The organism is Mesorhizobium sp. M0019 (genome assembly GCF_040323975.1).
GTDB lineage: Bacteria > Pseudomonadota > Alphaproteobacteria > Rhizobiales > Rhizobiaceae > Mesorhizobium.
In genome coordinates this window covers 1-14,337 of sequence record NZ_JAMYVK010000002.1, presented here as the reverse complement: position 1 = coordinate 14,337, position 14,337 = coordinate 1, and the positions used below count along the sequence as shown (strand labels likewise).

Genomic DNA, 14,337 nt, shown 5'->3' with positions numbered 1-14,337 from the left:
GAGGACGGCCGGAGGCACACAGGAGCCTCCCGCGGCTGTCGGCACCCAATCAAATTGTCGGGTTTTGGTAGCACATCAATGTCCGCTTCGTCCCCAGCCTCCATCGGCTGGCAATAAACCCGGACAACTCATGTGCCACCTAATCCGGACAACTCATCTGCTTACGACACAGAACCTGGACAAGGGTTGACTTTCCGGGCGCGTTCTTTATGTGTCGCGGCAAGTTTCCCGCGTCCGGGTGTTTCCCGTGCTCCAGCGGCCAAAACTCCACGAACATTAACGGACGAACATCATGGCCAAAGCCGCAAACATCAAGATCAAGCTTCTGTCGACCGCCGACACCGGTTTCTTCTACGTGACCAGCAAGAACAGCCGCACCAAGACGGACAAGCTGTCGTTCCGCAAATACGACCCGGTCGCCAAGAAGCACGTCGAATTCAAGGAAACCAAGATCAAGTAATCGGGGTTTTCTCTCGCGGTACCGAAACGCCGCCTTCCGGGCGGCGTTTTTCATTTCGGGATGCAGGATTAGCCGATGCGATCGCCGCTTGCCGGATCGAACAGATGGAGCGATGCCGGATCAGCCGATAGGCGCACGGCCTCACCCGGCTTCACGCTGGCCCGGCCCATGGCAAACACGCAGACCTGCTGGCCGGCAAGCCCGGCATAGAACTGGGTGGACAGGCCGAGCGGCTCCACGACACCCACCTCGCCCTTCAGCGCGCCATTGTCGGCGAGCCGGATATGCTCGGGCCGCAAGCCGACGGTGATCGCATCGCCATCCCTGAGCGGCATGCCGTCCGGCAGCCTCAGCTTCTGGCCGTCGGCCAGGATGGCATCCGGCTTGGCGCCCTTTTCAACCACGGCAGGCAGAAAATTCATGCCGGGCGAGCCGATGAACCCGGCGACGAACATGTTGACCGGCCGGTCGTACAGATCGAGCGGCACACCGACCTGCTGGACGAGGCCGTCATGCATGACGACGATGCGGTCGGCCATTGTCATCGCTTCGGTCTGGTCGTGGGTGACATAGACCGAAGTGGTCTTCAATTGCTGGTGCAGCGCCTTGATCTCGGCACGCATGTGAACGCGCAGCTTGGCATCGAGGTTCGAAAGCGGCTCGTCGAAGAGAAAGACCTTCGGGTCGCGCACGATGGCACGGCCCATGGCGACGCGCTGACGCTGGCCGCCAGACAATTGCCGCGGCAGGCGCTGCAGAAACGCACCGAGCCCGAGCCGCTTGGCGGCACTGTCCACCCTTGCATCGATCGCCGGCTTGCCGGCCTTTCTCAGCATCAGGCTGAAACCCATGTTCTTCGACACGTCCATGTGCGGATAGAGCGCGTAGGACTGGAACACCATGGCAATGTCGCGGTCCTTTGGCGCAATGTCGTTGACCAGGCGCTCACCAATATGGATTTCGCCGTCGGAGACTTCCTCCAGCCCGGCGATCATACGCAGCAGTGTCGATTTCCCGCAGCCGGACGGGCCGACCAGAACGACGAACTCGCCGTCGGCGATTTCGAGATCGACCGCGTGCAGAACGCGCACGGCTCCATAGTCTTTGCGGACTTTGTCGAGTGTAACGGAGGCCATCGATCTATCCCTTGACGGCACCGGCGGTAAGGCCGGTGACGAGGTAGCGTTGCAGGAAGGCAAAGAAGACGCAGACCGGGATCAGCGCCAGGATGGAAGCAGCCATCATCTGTCCCCAGTCGACCGCGAATTTGCCGATATAGGTGAGCAGGCCGACCGCGAAGGTCTTCTGGTCGTCGCTGGAAATCAGCATCAGCGCAAACAGCAACTCGCTCCAGGCGGCGGTAAAGACGAAGCCGAGCGTCGCGCCCATGCCGGGTAGCGTCAGCGGCACGATCACCTTGCGCATCGCCTGCAGGCGCGTGCAGCCGTCGATCATGGCTGCCTCTTCCAGGTCTCGCGGGATGCCGTCGAAGAAAGATTGCATCAGGAAGGTCGCAAAGGCCGTATTGAACGCGGTGTAGATGATGACGAGGCCGGTCAGGCTGTTGACGAGGCCGATCTGTCCCATGATGCGGTAGATCGGCGGAATGACCATCACCAGCGGAAAAGTCTGGGTGAGCAAAAGCAGGATGGCCAGGGTCGCCTTGCCGCGGAAGGAAAATCGCGACATGGCGTAGCCGGCCAGCGTGGCAATGACCGTTACGAAGGCTGCCGTCGACACCGAAACGATAACGCTGTTCAGGAAATAGCGCGGAAAATCGGTGGCTTCGAGCACGGTGACGAAGTTCTGCAGCGTCGTTTGCGACGGCCAGAAAGTGATGCCTTCGGAATAGAGCAGCCGCTCCGGCGTGACCGAGATCTTCAACGTCCAGAAGATCGGGAACAGCGCGAAGGCCATATAGGCGGCGATGGCGCCGTAAAGGCCGATGCCGCCGAGAATGCGCGAGGAGACGGAGCGTCCGGCAATCATCAGACGTGCCTCACCAGCGAGCGGCGGATGCCTATCAGCGCAATCGCATAGACGATGAGCAGCACAAGCAGCAGCACCGCCACCGCCGAGGCATAGCCCTTATCCAGTGACTTGAACGCGCTGACATAGATATAGACCGGCACCGTGGCGGTCGAACCGGCAGGCCCGCCTTCGGTCATGACGAAGATCAGGTCGGCGAATGTGGCGATCCATATCGTGCGCAGCATGACGGTAATGACGATGGTCGGCGCCAGGAACGGCAGCGTCACCTTGGTGAAGCGCTGCCACGGCGAGGCGCCGTCGATCGCCGCCGCCTCATGCAGTTCTGACGGGATCGACTTCAACGCCGCCAAAAGCGTGACGGCAAAAAAGGGAATGCCGAACCAGACATTGGCGACGATCGGCCCCCACATGGCTGTCGAGGGATCGGAGAGCACGTTGGTTGGCTCGGCTTTCAGCCCCAAGGCGTAGAGCCAATGCGGCAGCGGCCCGATGATCGGGTTGAACAGCCAGGCCCAGGTCAGGCCCGAGAGGAAGGACGGTACCGCCCAAGGCAGGAACACCACGGCCTGCACGATCTTTCTGCCCCGGAACGGCGTATCGAGCAGCAGCGCCAGGCCAAGTCCAAGGAAAAATTGGAAGAACAGGCTGGCTGCCGTCCACCATAGCGTGTTGACGAGCGCCTGCCCGAGCACAGGATCCGACAGCATCGCCTGATACTGCCCAAGCCCGACATATTCGGATTTGAAAGCGGAGAATTTGCGGAACGAGTAGCCGACACCGATAACCAGCGGCACCAGGAGCACGACGACCAGCAGCGCGATCGCCGGGCTGAGATAGAGCCAAGGCTCGATCGCGGCATGGGATAGCCGCTTCTTTCGCGGCCTGCCGGCGGATCGGATTTCGGACACGGCATAGGTCATTGGTACTTGATCGTCTCCTGGGTAAGCACGGGCTGGCGACAGCGCCTTCCCCGTTTACGGGGAGATGCCGGTCCACCCTCCGCAGCTGCAGCGCAGCTGCTGCGGAGGACGGGCAGGCAGATGAGAAGCAGCGCGAGCCAAGTCGGGTTGGCGCCGCCCCTCATCCGTCACGTCGTGACACCCCCTCCCCGTGAACGGGGAGAAGGAACAAAAGCTATTTCTTGTTCTTGGCCAGCCAGTCCTGCTGTTCCTTGGTCAGGAACTTGGCCCATTCGTCGGCCACGTCCTTGGCCGCCTTCTGGCCAAGAAGCACTTCCTGAAAATTCTTGATCGCCACCTGGTCTACGAAATTGCCAAGGTTTTCCAGATGCGTCGGAGGCGTCACCATCTCGTATTTGTCGCCGTTGTTCAGTTCCTCGAACCAGCCTTTGAACTGCTCGGTCCTGAAGTGGGCGTCCTGGTCGGCGCCGTTGTGGATTGGAATGACACCGACTTCCTTTGCCCATTCCAGATTGTCCTTGGGCGACAACAGCGTTGCCATCAGCTTCCAGGCATCGTCCTTGTGCTGGGAATTGGCGAACATCGCCCAGCCGGCATAACCGAGCGTCGGATAGGATTTGCCGCTCGGCCCGACCGGCATCGGCGCCACGGCGAAATCGTCGGCGCTCATCTTGTCCGCGATGCCGAGCAGCGCGTCAGGATCCTGGTTCAGCATGGCGCAGGTGCCGCTGTAGAAGCCGGTGACGGTCTCGTTAAAACCCCAGCTCACCGCATCTTTCGGCGCCAGGCCGTTCTTGTACATGTCGGCGAGCATCTGCAGGCCCTTGACCGAGCCTTCCTCGTTGATGGTCGAGGTGCCGTCCTCGTTGAAATAGCCGCCCTTGCCGGCTGCGATGTTCATGAACATATGCATGCCGTTGAAGGCGCCCGGGCCGCCGCGCAGGCAGTAGCCGTATTTGCCCGGTATCGCCGAGATTTTTTTTGGAGTCCTCGACGAATTCATCGAGCGTCGCCGGCGGACCGTCCAGACCGGCCTCCTTGAACAGCTTCTTGTTCCAGAACAGCGCGTTCAGGTAATAGCCGTAAGGGATCATGTACTGCTTGTTATCGACCGTCGAGCCGAACTGCTTGGCACGCTCGCCCAGCGTTTTGGCATCGTCCCATTTGGCCAGGTATGGCCCGAGATCCTCGAGCTGGCCGTTGGTCGCATAGAGACCCATCCAGCGTTCCGGCATCTCGACGATGTCGGGCGTGTCGCCGGCCTGCACCATGGTGAGGAACTTCTCGAACGCCTGGCCCCAGGGCAGCGATACCAGCTCGACCTTGACACCCGGATTGGCCGCCTCGAATTCGGCGATCTGCTTCTTGAGGAATTCGGTACGCGGCGGGCTGGTGATGACCTCGACCATCTTGACCGTGGAATCGGCCAGCACGCTGCCGGCGGAAATCGCCAGACCCGCGACGGCACCAAGAAGGATGCTCAGTTTTTTCATGTTCAGCACTCCCATTTTGAACGGCTCCTTTATCTTTTTGCTCTGTCGAAGGCCCGGGCAACATCCGCCCACAGGTCTTCGACACTTTCCAATCCGACACTGAAGCGGATGGTTCGTGGGCTGACGCCGAAGCGCGCCATCGAATTCAGGCCCGGCGTCTGCTCGAGCGAGGCCTTTGCCGGAACGACCAGGCTCTCATGGCCGCCCCAGCTGACGCCGATGCGAAAGAGTTTCAGCGCATCGACGAAAGCCGGGATGTCGACGTCTTCCGTCACTTCGAACGAGAACAGCCCGGCATAGCCGGCAAGCGTCGCCTTGCCTGGATGGTTGGAATAGGCCGGGTGGTTGACCCGCTCGACATGGTCATGCGCTTTCAGCCGTTCGGCGATGGTCAGCCCGCTCTTCATGTGATGCGGCAACCGCAGCGGCAATGTGCGCAGGCCACGCAGCAACAGCCAGGCCTCGAAAGGCGAAAGTTTGCCGCCGAGATAGGAATAGGTCTGCTCGTTGATATGTCGGATATGGGGGGCCGAACCGGCCACCACACCGGCGACGGTGTCGCTGTGGCCGCCGAGATATTTCGAGGCCGAATGCAGCACCAGATCGACACCGTGCGAAATCGGCTTCTGGAACACCGGCGTAGCCCAGGAATTGTCGATCGAGGTGATGATGCCCTGCTCTTTGGCCAGCCGCGCCAGGTGGGTTATGTCCTGGAGCTCGAACATCATCGACGTCGGGCTTTCCAGGTAGAGCAGCTTGGCGCCGGGAAGTGCTGCCGCGACCGCATCCGGATCGGAACCGTCGACATAGTCGACCTTGATGTTGAGCCGTGGCAAAAGCCGTTCGAACAGCCGGTAGGCATCGCCGTAGCAATTGCGCACGACAACCATGCGCTCACCGGCACCGACGAAAGCAAGCACCGTGGCGCTGATCGCCGCCATGCCGCTGGAAAAGCCGCGCGCGGCCTCCGCGCCTTCGAGAGCGGCGACACGCGCCTCGAACTCCATGACCGTCGGGTTGTCGCCGCGCGAATAGATCGGCTGACGTCGCCTGCCGGCGAATGTGTCGGCCATCTCGGAATAGTTGGCGAAGGTGAAGAGCGAAGTCTGGTAGATCGGCGGGACCACCGCGCCGCCGGGGAAAGGCTCGTCATGGGCGAGAAGCGTCGCTGCCTCGGCGAGATAGTCGTTTTCGAAACCGGCGGGATGATCGCTCATTTCTGGCCTGAAAGTTCGAGTTTGGCCGCGCCGCGCTTCAGATCGTCCTCGACGGTGGCGATCAGCTTGAGCGCCTCGGCCCGGGCCCCCTCCGGATCGTGCGCGGCGATGCGTTCGTAGATGGTGCGGTGGTAAGGAAAGCTGGCGTGGCCGAAATCACGCACGCCGAGCGGATGCTCCCAGAAACGATGGAACAGTTCGTGCATGGCGGCGATGATCTGCTCGAACAGCGGATTGCCGGAACTGCGGTAGATCGACTGATGGAATTCCCAGTCCTCCTCCGCCGACATCCCGGCGCGGGTGTGGAAGGCCTGCTCCATAATGTCGAGCTTGCGCCCGATCTCGACGAGATCTGCCTGGCCCGCGCGGACGGCGCACAGGGCGGCGGCTTCCGCTTCCAGTGCCCGGCGGATTTCCAGCGTCTGCATCAGGCTGGTGAAATCATTGCCGCCGGCCAGCGTCAGCGGCATGTGCAGCATGTCCAGCGAGACCACTCCCTTGAGATAGGTGCCGCTGCCTTGCCGCCGTTCGACCAGGCCGAGCCCTTCCCAGCGCGTCAGCGCCTCGCGCACGGTGTTGCGGCTCACCTTGAGGCGCTCGGCAAGGATGCGTTCGGTCGGCAGTCTCTGGCCGGGCCCGAGAGCTTCCCGCATCACAAAGCCGGCCAGCGCCTTGAGCACCGCGTCGTCGCGAGCAGTTGCCTGTATGGGGGAAAGGCCGAATTCGGTCATGCCAACGGGTCACCAAATGGCTCAATGGTCCAACCAATTTCTGCATAGAAGACAGGCCCTGTCAACCGACTGCGGGCGCATAGGCTCTGCCCAGCCGGCTATTTCAAAGGGCGCTGTCGCTGCCGCAACAAAAACCAAGCGTTTTCCTGGTCTTGGCGTAGAATCCTGATGTGTTTTGAAAATTGGGGGCCGGCCGGCGTTTGGCAGCGGTACGAGGAGGCCACTATGTGCCAGCGCCGGCCGGCCGACCCCACGGACCCAGGAGATGCGGCGGACCTGAGCATCATGGGGTATTCTTCGGGTCGAACCGGCGATCTAGCCTCGTGCCGGTTACGTCTAAGGGCTGCACATTTGCGCAACAACTTATGGAAATCAACCGTTTCTTAACCAAGCCTCGCAAATCGCTTGGATTAAGGTAAATTCGTAACCTTGTCGCGTTGACCCGGCAATTGGTGTTCGGTGCTAAGCCGCCTTGGCGACGACGCGATTGCGGCCGCCGCTCTTGGCTTCGTAGAGCGCGAGGTCGGCGCGTTTCATCAGCGCCGAGACCGTGTCTACCCCCTTCAGCACCGACGACACGCCGACGCTGACGGTGACTTCGACGGCCTTGCCTTCGGTGCCGACGGCAAACGGCAGCTGGGCGATTTCGGCGCGAATGCGCTCGGCGACCTTTTCGGCTACCGCGCCGTCGGTGTCCGGCATCACCACGACGAACTCCTCACCGCCGAAGCGGCAGGCTAGATCGATGCCGCGCACATTCTTGCGCAGCCGCCGCGCGAATTCGCGCAGCACGTCGTCGCCGCCGTCATGGCCATGCGCGTCGTTGATGCTCTTGAAGCGGTCCAGATCGGTGATCATCACCGACAGCGGCCGGCGCCGTGCCACGGCGCGGTCGAACAGCGTCTGCAAATGGCTGTCGAGATAGCGGCGGTTGTGCAGGCCGGTCAGGGCATCGGTCACCGCCATCTCGATGGTCTGGGTGACGCTGGCGCGAAGCTGGTCGTTGTAGCGCTTGCGGCGCACCTGCGTACGCAGCCGCGCGGTCAGCTCCTGCTGGTCGATCGGCCGCATCAGATAATCGTTGATGCCGAGTTCGAGGCCGCGGATGATACGCCCCTCCTCGCCCTCGTCCGCCAGAAGGATGATCGGCAGGAAACGGGTGCGATCGAGCGAGCGCAATTGCGAGCAGAGCCTCAGAGGGTCGAAATCGGCGAAGGCCGTCGAGATCATCACGCATTCATACGGCTGCTCGGCGGCCTGGAAGAAGCCGGCATGCGGATCGTTGGCGACGTCGAGATCGGCACTGCCGCGCAGCATCTTCTGGATGCGCTCGAACGAGGATTTGCGCTCGTCGACCAGCAGCACCTTCGGCACCGCGTCGTCGGCAGCGAAGTTGCGGCTCAAAAGCTCCTCGATGCCGATATTGCGTGTCGTCGAGGCGCGCAGCCGCAGCTCGTCGGTCAGCGATTTCAGCCTGACCAGGCTCTTGACGCGCGTCATCAACTGCAGATCGTTGACCGGCTTGGTCAAAAAATCGTCGGCGCCGGCCTCGAGGCCGCGCACCCGGTCCGAAACCTGGTCGAGCGCGGTGATCATCACGACAGGGATGTGCGATGTCGCCGGGTCGCCCTTCAGCCGCCGGCAGACCTCGAACCCGTCCATGTCGGGCATCATCACGTCGAGCAGCACGACGTCGACCTTGCCGTTCTCGCAGATCTCGATCGCGTCCGGCCCGTTGGTGGCGGTCAGGACCTCGAAATATTCGGCGAGCAGCCGAACCTCCAGCAGCCTGACATTTGCTGGGATGTCGTCGACGACGAGGATCCGCGCGGTCATTTCACAAAGCTCCGGCTCGGCTGGAAAGATACATCAGGCATCGCCCAGGTAGGATTTGATGGTTTCGATGAAACGCGGCACCGAGATCGGCTTGGAGATATATGCCTCGCAGCCGCCCTGGCGAATGCGCTCCTCGTCCCCCTTCATCGCGAAGGCGGTGACGGCGATGACCGGGATGACGTGAAGATCATCGTCCTCCTTCAGCCATTTGGTGACCTCGAGGCCCGACACTTCCGGCAGCTGGATGTCCATCAGGATGAGGTCCGGCCTGTGCTGCCGCGCCAGATCCAGCGCTTCCAGGCCGTTGCGTGTGCGCACCGTCTCGTAGCCGCTCGCTTCGATGAGGTCGCGAAAGAGCTTCATGTTGAGCTCGTTGTCTTCGACGATCATAACCTTCTTTGGCATCGATTTCCCGTCCCGGCTGGCCTTCCACGCGAAGGGTGCCGTCATGCGCCCCTTGTCGGCACGCACCAAACCTGTTCCCACTATACGGCAATATGATTGACGAAACGGAAACCGGCCGCCCTAAAAGCGTTCGGATTCCAGGTCGGCGAGCTTGCTGCCGGCGACACTTGCCACTACTGCGAAAACAGAACGATTCCGCCCATGAAGGAAGGTAGCAATGGCAAACGCAGCGTCAATGCGCGAGGAAGCGGAAACGGTTGCCGTAAAGGCGTTGGGCTTCGTCGCCGCCGATCCGGAACTTCTGCCCCGCTTCCTGGCGATCACCGGCATCGAAGCCCATTCCATCCGCCGGGCGGCGGGCGAGCCGGGATTCCTGGCCGGCGTGCTGCAGTTCATCCTTGCCCACGAGCCGACGCTGATGCGTTTTTCCGAGGAGACCGGAACGCCGCCCGCCGCAGTCGGCAAGGCATTGCGGGCGCTGCCGCTCGGCGACGATAATCATGAGCATTCGATATAAGCGGCGATCCCGAGACAGATCGCCGCGCCGAAAATCGTGAGTGCACTCGGGCTTTGACGCCAGCCGCGTGTAGAGCAATTCCAGGAAAAGTGTGAAACGGTTTTCCGTCCGGAATTGCGCAAAAAACAAAGACATGGAGCGGTTCGGCGTTTCCGTGAAACGATGAACCGCTCCAAGCTCGGCACTTAGGGTTTCAACTTCGCCCCTGCCCCGCCATTGTCATTCTCGCCCGAGCCATGATCCGGAACAGTAGCCTCGCTTGGGTCCATGATGGGGTTGTCCTGAACGGCATCGGCCGGCTTCAGCATGGCGCCGTTGACCGTGACCGAACCGTCTGCCTTAGCGTTGACGACCCATTCCAGTCGACCATCCGGCAGTGCCTTGCCAAATCCTTTGACGGCGAGTGCGAACGGGAAATACTGCGCCGCTTCCGGCTCGGTCTTGGCCGCCGTTTGCAGAGCCTCCACAATCTTGTCATAGCCCGCGACATCGATGGTCATGCTCGCCTCGGGCTTCTTGCCGGGGAACGTCATTTCACCTTCCATCGCAATCTCGATGTTGCCGTTCTTGATCGTGCTGTGTCCGAGAATGGCCTTTGGCGTCTTGGCCAGGAAATCGGCGGAGATCTGGTTGCCGAAATCTGCCGGCAGCGGTGGATCCTTGCTGAAATCAAGGGTTTCGATGATTTTCTTCGCCATGCTGTCCAGATCGATGTTGGCGCCGCCGAAGTTGAGGTCGATATCCGTCGGCAGCAACGCAACGCTCCAGCTGGGCAGCACCTGCTGTGGTATTGTCAGGCCGGAAACCCTGAACGCGTAGTTGATCTTGCCGTCCTTGGCGATGCCGTCCATGCCGACGGCGGTATTCAGTTGCGTCGCACCGAACTTGCCCACCGGGCTCTCCACCACAAAGTCCTTGAAGCCGTAGGTGCCGTCGATCCGCTCCCACAATGGCAGTGCTGCCGTCAGAAGCGATTTGAACTCCGCCTCATCCGCCTTGAATTTGGCTGCATCATCAGTCGCCACGATGAAAGCAAGCAGGTCGAGCAGCGGCTTTGTCCGCAAACCCTTGCCGGTCGCATCCACCGCCGCGTGCGGCGATTTGACATTGTATGAGAATTTCAGACCGCTCTTGGGATCGTCCAGTCTGACGGTTTCGGCAAAGGCGGTCATTGTCTGTGAATACGCAAAATCTATGCCGCCATTCGCTGATTTCGTCGCGCTCATGCTGCCAGCGCCGCCATCCGCAGAGGCTTCCACATTCTGCAGCGGGCTTTTTACACTCATCGTGACGCCCGAAGTGGAACCCGAGGCGTTCACAAAGGCCGCCAGATCAGGGGCATAGATAGCGGTGAACTTGTTGTTTGAAATGGAAAAGTCGATGTGCTGCGGCCCCTCCGGACCGACGAAATCAACAGACCCCTTCGGGGACACGTCCGCCGAAACGTCCCACTGACCGTCTTTGCGTGGCTTGACCAAGATGAAGTAAGGCGTGACGTCGAACTTGAAGGCTTGCTGCTTTGCCATCAAATCCGTGACTGGCTTGAAGTCGAAAGCGAGCTTGTAGGCATCGCCGTCGACTGAAATTTTCACGAACCCGATATCGAACAGCTTCTTGCCGATGTAGTGCGCCAGATCGTCGGAAAGCTGCTTCGCGCCTTGCCTGTCGACCGCTTGGCCGAAGGCCGGTGCGCTGCAGGCAAGAAGCAAAACAAGTGGCAAAACGCGCTTCATGTCGATCCTCACTTAATCGCGGCCCTCAAGCCGTCATCACTGGTAGGCAAATACCATCGCAGCCGCAAGAGAAGGCCTATGTGTTGCGGCGGCTGTTACAGCACCAGCCGCACCAGCGGTCGGCCTGGCTTACGTTCGACCAACCGCTGGAACCCGGCCTTTTCGAAGACCCGCGACGAGCCGACGAACAGCCCGATCGAGCGCGAATCCTTCGATAGATCGATCGGGCAGGCTTCGATCAGCCGCGCGCCGTTCTGGCGGGCGAACTCGATGCCGCCCGCGACCAGACGGTGCGACACGCCCCTGCCCCGCGCCTTGGTCCGGATGAAGAAACAGGAGATCGCCCAGACACCCGGATCGCTGGCGTCGGCGGGGTCGATCGGCGCCGACCCCCTGCCCTGGTTGTTCCATTCGGGCACGTCGGCACGCGGGCCGATCTGCATCCAGCCGACCGCCTGGCCACCCTCGAAAGCCAACAGGCCGGGCGGCGGCCCGGCCTCGATCCGCGCCTTGATGTGGTCCTTGTTGCGTTCCCGGTTGCTCGCGCGGCGCGCTGCGGGCGACAGCCGGAAATGTGTGCACCAGCAGCCGTAGCAGGCGCCTTGCCTACCGAAAAGATCTTCGAAATCCGCCCAAAGCTCGGGCACTAGCGGCGCTATGGTCGTATTCATGAGCTCTCTCCCGGCCCACCGCCTTGTCGTGGCGTCCGTCCTGACGTACCATTGCATTTGTTCTCTTTATGTTCGCAGCGATGGCGGCCCCTGTCAACAATCCCGAACACGGTTTTTGCCGCGACTGCCTGAGTTTTCAGCGCAGCGAGGCACGCCGTTGCGAGCGCTGCGGCAGTCCACGGCTCGCCCGCCATCCGGAGCTCTACCGGCTGCGCCTTGCCCATATCGATTGCGACGCGTTCTACGCGGCGGTCGAAAAGCGCGACAACCCGGCGTTGAAGGACCGGCCATTGATCATCGGCGGCGGCAAGCGCGGCGTTGTCTCCACCGCATGCTACATTGCCCGCATCCACGGCGTGCGCTCGGCAATGCCGATGTTCAAGGCGCTCGAAGCCTGCCCGGAAGCGGTGGTCCTGCCGCCGGACATGGAAAAATACGTGCGCGTCGGCCGCGAGGTGCGCGCCATGATGCAGGCGCTGACGCCGCTGGTCGAGCCGCTCTCGATCGACGAGGCCTTTCTCGACCTCGCCGGCACCGAGCGCCTGCATGGCCTGCCGCCTGCGGTGGTGCTGGCGCGCTTCGCACTCGGCGTGGAAAAGGAGATCGGCATCACCGTTTCGGCCGGTCTTTCCTACTGCAAGTTCCTGGCCAAGGTGGCGTCGGACTTCCGCAAGCCGCGCGGCTTTTCGGTGATCGGCGAGGCCGAGTCTATCGGCTTCCTGGCCGAGCAGCCGGTGACGCTGATCTGGGGGGTCGGCAAGGCCTTTGCCGCCACGCTCGAGCGCGACGGCGTCCGCACCATCGGCCAGTTGCAGCGCATGGAACGTGGCGATCTGATGCGCCGCTACGGCGTCATGGGCGACCGGCTCTACCGGCTTTCGCGCGGCGAGGACGACCGTCGCGTCGTTCCCGACCAGGACGCGAAAAGCGTCTCGGCGGAAACCACTTTCGATACCGACATCGCCTCCGTCGACGAACTGGTTTCGGTGCTGAGGGCGCTGTCGGAAAAAGTCTCGGCCCGGCTGAAGAAATCCGGCATTGCCGGACGCACAGTCGTCCTCAAGCTGAAGACCCAGGATTTCAAGATCCGCACGCGCAATCGCCAACTCGGCGATCCGACCCGGCTGGCCGACCGCATCTTTCAGACCGGGCTCGAGCTGCTGCGCAAGGAAGCGGATGGCACGAAATACCGGCTGCTCGGCATTGGCGTCAGCGATCTCTCCGACGATGACCGGGCGGACCCGCCCGACCTGGTCGACGTCCAGTCACGCAAGCGCGCCATGGCCGAAGGCGCCATCGACACGCTGCGCGGCAAGTTCGGCCGCAGGGCGGTGGAAACCGGCTATACCTTCGGCAAGGGCCGCGATGCCCATCCGCCCGAACCGGTCGAGGACTAGTTCCTCTGCAAAGAGGTTTTGGTTCTTTGACAGAGCCTGAAAGGGCTGTGGATGGGAGCCTGCCGATCGGGCTGCCAATCTCCAAGGTTGCGATTAGCGATAAGCCACCACGTCTTCGTCATCCCAGGGCGGAGCAGGAGCGAAGCGACGTCGCGGAGACCCTGGGATCCATGCCGTGACGTCAGCCGAAGAATACAGCGGCTCAGAACGGCGCTTGTATCCGCAACTGTGCCAGCTACCCTTCAGCCATGACCGGCTATACCTACATGACCGCGAGCCAGAAGCGCGGCACGATCTACATCGGCGTCACCAACGATCTCGGCCGCCGCATGCCGGAGCACAAATCCGGCCAAGGTTCGCGCTTCACCGGCCGCTACGGCGTGCAGCGCCTGGTCTGGTACGAGGAACATTTCGACATTCGTGACGCCATTCAGCGCGAGAAGTCGCTGAAGCGCTGGCCGCGGCAGTGGAAGATCGAGCTGATCGAGAAGACCAATCCAGAGTGGTTCGAGCTTTTTCGCGGAACGGGGTGGTAGTTCGGTTCTGGTCCGCAGGCGCACTGCCGCGTGGTAACGGCATGGATCCCAGGGTCTGCGCCGCGTCGCTTTGCTCCTTGCTCCGCCCTGGGATGACGAATTGGAGGGATGTTTCAGCCAATCTCCGAAGTTAGCGGTTTGCCACTGAAATTGGCCGCTGACAGAACTATCGACGGTTGCTGCCGATCGGCTTAGCGATTAGCGCAAACGCCCATCGCTTCGTCATCCTGGGGCGGAGCAAGGAGCGAAGCGACGCGGCGCAGACCCCTGGATCCATGCCGCGACATCAGAGCGCTGCCGCGGTGCGGAATTGTGCTCCGCTGCACTCTTCGGCTAAGGTTACCGCATGGATCCCAGGGTCTCCGCGACGGCGCTTCGCTCCTGCTTCGCCCAAGGATGACGAAGTTGGGGAAGTTTCGGCCGATCCCG

At 61.8% G+C, this 14,337-nt stretch carries 13 protein-coding genes and 1 pseudogene; 4 read left to right on the top strand and 10 right to left on the bottom strand.

Annotated elements, in window-relative coordinates; translation table 11 throughout:
• Positions 1-292 precede the first annotated feature (292 nt).
• A complete protein-coding gene (gene rpmG / locus NKK47_RS02190; protein WP_006201775.1) occupies positions 293-460 on the top strand; it encodes a 50S ribosomal protein L33 in 168 nt (55 codons plus the stop codon).
• Positions 461-528: 68 nt separating this feature from the next.
• On the opposite strand, the gene NKK47_RS02185 is transcribed toward rpmG, so the two are convergent.
• The 8 genes and pseudogenes from NKK47_RS02185 to NKK47_RS02150 form a co-directional block, all read right to left on the bottom strand.
• Positions 529-1,596 carry an ABC transporter ATP-binding protein gene (locus NKK47_RS02185; RefSeq protein ID WP_352455647.1) on the bottom strand — a complete coding sequence of 356 codons (1,068 nt, stop codon included), beginning with the start codon at positions 1,594-1,596 and terminating at the stop codon, positions 529-531.
• 4 nt (positions 1,597-1,600) lie between these two features.
• Positions 1,601-2,449, bottom strand: a complete 849-nt coding sequence (locus tag NKK47_RS02180; protein ID WP_352574947.1) for a carbohydrate ABC transporter permease — start codon at positions 2,447-2,449, stop codon at positions 1,601-1,603.
• On the bottom strand, positions 2,449-3,372 hold the full coding sequence (locus tag NKK47_RS02175) for a carbohydrate ABC transporter permease (protein ID WP_352455645.1): 924 nt from the start codon (positions 3,370-3,372) through the stop codon (positions 2,449-2,451). Before NKK47_RS02175 ends, NKK47_RS02180 begins: the two co-directional genes overlap by 1 nt.
• A 214-nt stretch (positions 3,373-3,586) precedes the next feature.
• Positions 3,587-4,865: pseudogene (locus NKK47_RS02170) on the bottom strand (ABC transporter substrate-binding protein).
• A 29-nt stretch (positions 4,866-4,894) separates the two neighbouring features.
• Positions 4,895-6,082 carry a PLP-dependent transferase gene (locus NKK47_RS02165; RefSeq protein ID WP_352455644.1) on the bottom strand — a complete coding sequence of 396 codons (1,188 nt, stop codon included), beginning with the start codon at positions 6,080-6,082 and terminating at the stop codon, positions 4,895-4,897.
• A complete protein-coding gene (locus tag NKK47_RS02160; protein WP_023679986.1) occupies positions 6,079-6,813 on the bottom strand; it encodes a FadR/GntR family transcriptional regulator in 735 nt (244 codons plus the stop codon). The genes NKK47_RS02165 and NKK47_RS02160 overlap by 4 nt, the downstream gene beginning before the upstream one ends.
• Before the next feature lie 462 nt (positions 6,814-7,275).
• Positions 7,276-8,649: a PleD family two-component system response regulator gene (locus NKK47_RS02155; protein ID WP_023679987.1), complete on the bottom strand. Its 1,374-nt coding sequence runs from the start codon at positions 8,647-8,649 to the stop codon at positions 7,276-7,278.
• A 33-nt stretch (positions 8,650-8,682) separates the two neighbouring features.
• A complete protein-coding gene (locus tag NKK47_RS02150; RefSeq protein WP_006334976.1) occupies positions 8,683-9,054 on the bottom strand; it encodes a response regulator in 372 nt (123 codons plus the stop codon).
• Positions 9,055-9,271: 217 nt separating this feature from the next.
• On the opposite strand from NKK47_RS02150, the gene NKK47_RS02145 reads away from it, so the two are divergent.
• The gene (locus NKK47_RS02145) at positions 9,272-9,571 is read left to right on the top strand and encodes a DUF3572 domain-containing protein (RefSeq protein ID WP_352455643.1); all 300 of its coding nucleotides are present in this window, start codon (positions 9,272-9,274) and stop codon (positions 9,569-9,571) included.
• A gap of 185 nt (positions 9,572-9,756) precedes the next feature.
• Here NKK47_RS02145 and NKK47_RS02140 read toward each other — a convergent pair whose 3' ends face one another.
• Together NKK47_RS02140 and NKK47_RS02135 are read right to left on the bottom strand one after the other, a co-directional pair.
• Complete coding sequence (locus NKK47_RS02140; protein ID WP_352575047.1) at positions 9,757-11,097, bottom strand: hypothetical protein; 1,341 nt, start codon at positions 11,095-11,097, stop codon at positions 9,757-9,759.
• A gap of 302 nt (positions 11,098-11,399) precedes the next feature.
• A complete protein-coding gene (locus NKK47_RS02135) occupies positions 11,400-11,975 on the bottom strand; it encodes a GNAT family N-acetyltransferase (RefSeq protein WP_352455641.1) in 576 nt (191 codons plus the stop codon).
• 68 nt (positions 11,976-12,043) lie between these two features.
• On the opposite strand from NKK47_RS02135, the gene NKK47_RS02130 reads away from it, so the two are divergent.
• Together NKK47_RS02130 and NKK47_RS02125 are read left to right on the top strand one after the other, a co-directional pair.
• Positions 12,044-13,372: a DNA polymerase IV gene (locus NKK47_RS02130; protein WP_352574945.1), complete on the top strand. Its 1,329-nt coding sequence runs from the start codon at positions 12,044-12,046 to the stop codon at positions 13,370-13,372.
• A gap of 248 nt (positions 13,373-13,620) precedes the next feature.
• Positions 13,621-13,908 carry a GIY-YIG nuclease family protein gene (locus tag NKK47_RS02125; protein ID WP_352570211.1) on the top strand — a complete coding sequence of 96 codons (288 nt, stop codon included), beginning with the start codon at positions 13,621-13,623 and terminating at the stop codon, positions 13,906-13,908.
• Positions 13,909-14,337: the final 429 nt, after the last annotated feature.

Excerpts from the sequence above, each read along its gene's own strand:
- rpmG (WP_006201775.1), top strand. The coding sequence starts at position 293 with ATGGCCAAAGCCGCAAACATCAAGATCAAGCTTCTGTCGACCGCCGAC.
- NKK47_RS02185 (WP_352455647.1), bottom strand. The coding sequence starts at position 1,596 with ATGGCCTCCGTTACACTCGACAAAGTCCGCAAAGACTATGGAGCCGTG.
- NKK47_RS02180 (WP_352574947.1), bottom strand. The coding sequence starts at position 2,449 with ATGATTGCCGGACGCTCCGTCTCCTCGCGCATTCTCGGCGGCATCGGC.
- NKK47_RS02175 (WP_352455645.1), bottom strand. The coding sequence starts at position 3,372 with ATGACCTATGCCGTGTCCGAAATCCGATCCGCCGGCAGGCCGCGAAAG.
- NKK47_RS02165 (WP_352455644.1), bottom strand. The coding sequence starts at position 6,082 with ATGAGCGATCATCCCGCCGGTTTCGAAAACGACTATCTCGCCGAGGCA.
- NKK47_RS02160 (WP_023679986.1), bottom strand. The coding sequence starts at position 6,813 with ATGACCGAATTCGGCCTTTCCCCCATACAGGCAACTGCTCGCGACGAC.
- NKK47_RS02155 (WP_023679987.1), bottom strand. The coding sequence starts at position 8,649 with ATGACCGCGCGGATCCTCGTCGTCGACGACATCCCAGCAAATGTCAGG.
- NKK47_RS02150 (WP_006334976.1), bottom strand. The coding sequence starts at position 9,054 with ATGCCAAAGAAGGTTATGATCGTCGAAGACAACGAGCTCAACATGAAG.
- NKK47_RS02145 (WP_352455643.1), top strand. The coding sequence starts at position 9,272 with ATGGCAAACGCAGCGTCAATGCGCGAGGAAGCGGAAACGGTTGCCGTA.
- NKK47_RS02140 (WP_352575047.1), bottom strand. The coding sequence starts at position 11,097 with ATGGCAAAGCAGCAAGCCTTCAAGTTCGACGTCACGCCTTACTTCATC.
- NKK47_RS02135 (WP_352455641.1), bottom strand. The coding sequence starts at position 11,975 with ATGAATACGACCATAGCGCCGCTAGTGCCCGAGCTTTGGGCGGATTTC.
- NKK47_RS02130 (WP_352574945.1), top strand. The coding sequence starts at position 12,044 with ATGTTCGCAGCGATGGCGGCCCCTGTCAACAATCCCGAACACGGTTTT.
- NKK47_RS02125 (WP_352570211.1), top strand. The coding sequence starts at position 13,621 with ATGACCGGCTATACCTACATGACCGCGAGCCAGAAGCGCGGCACGATC.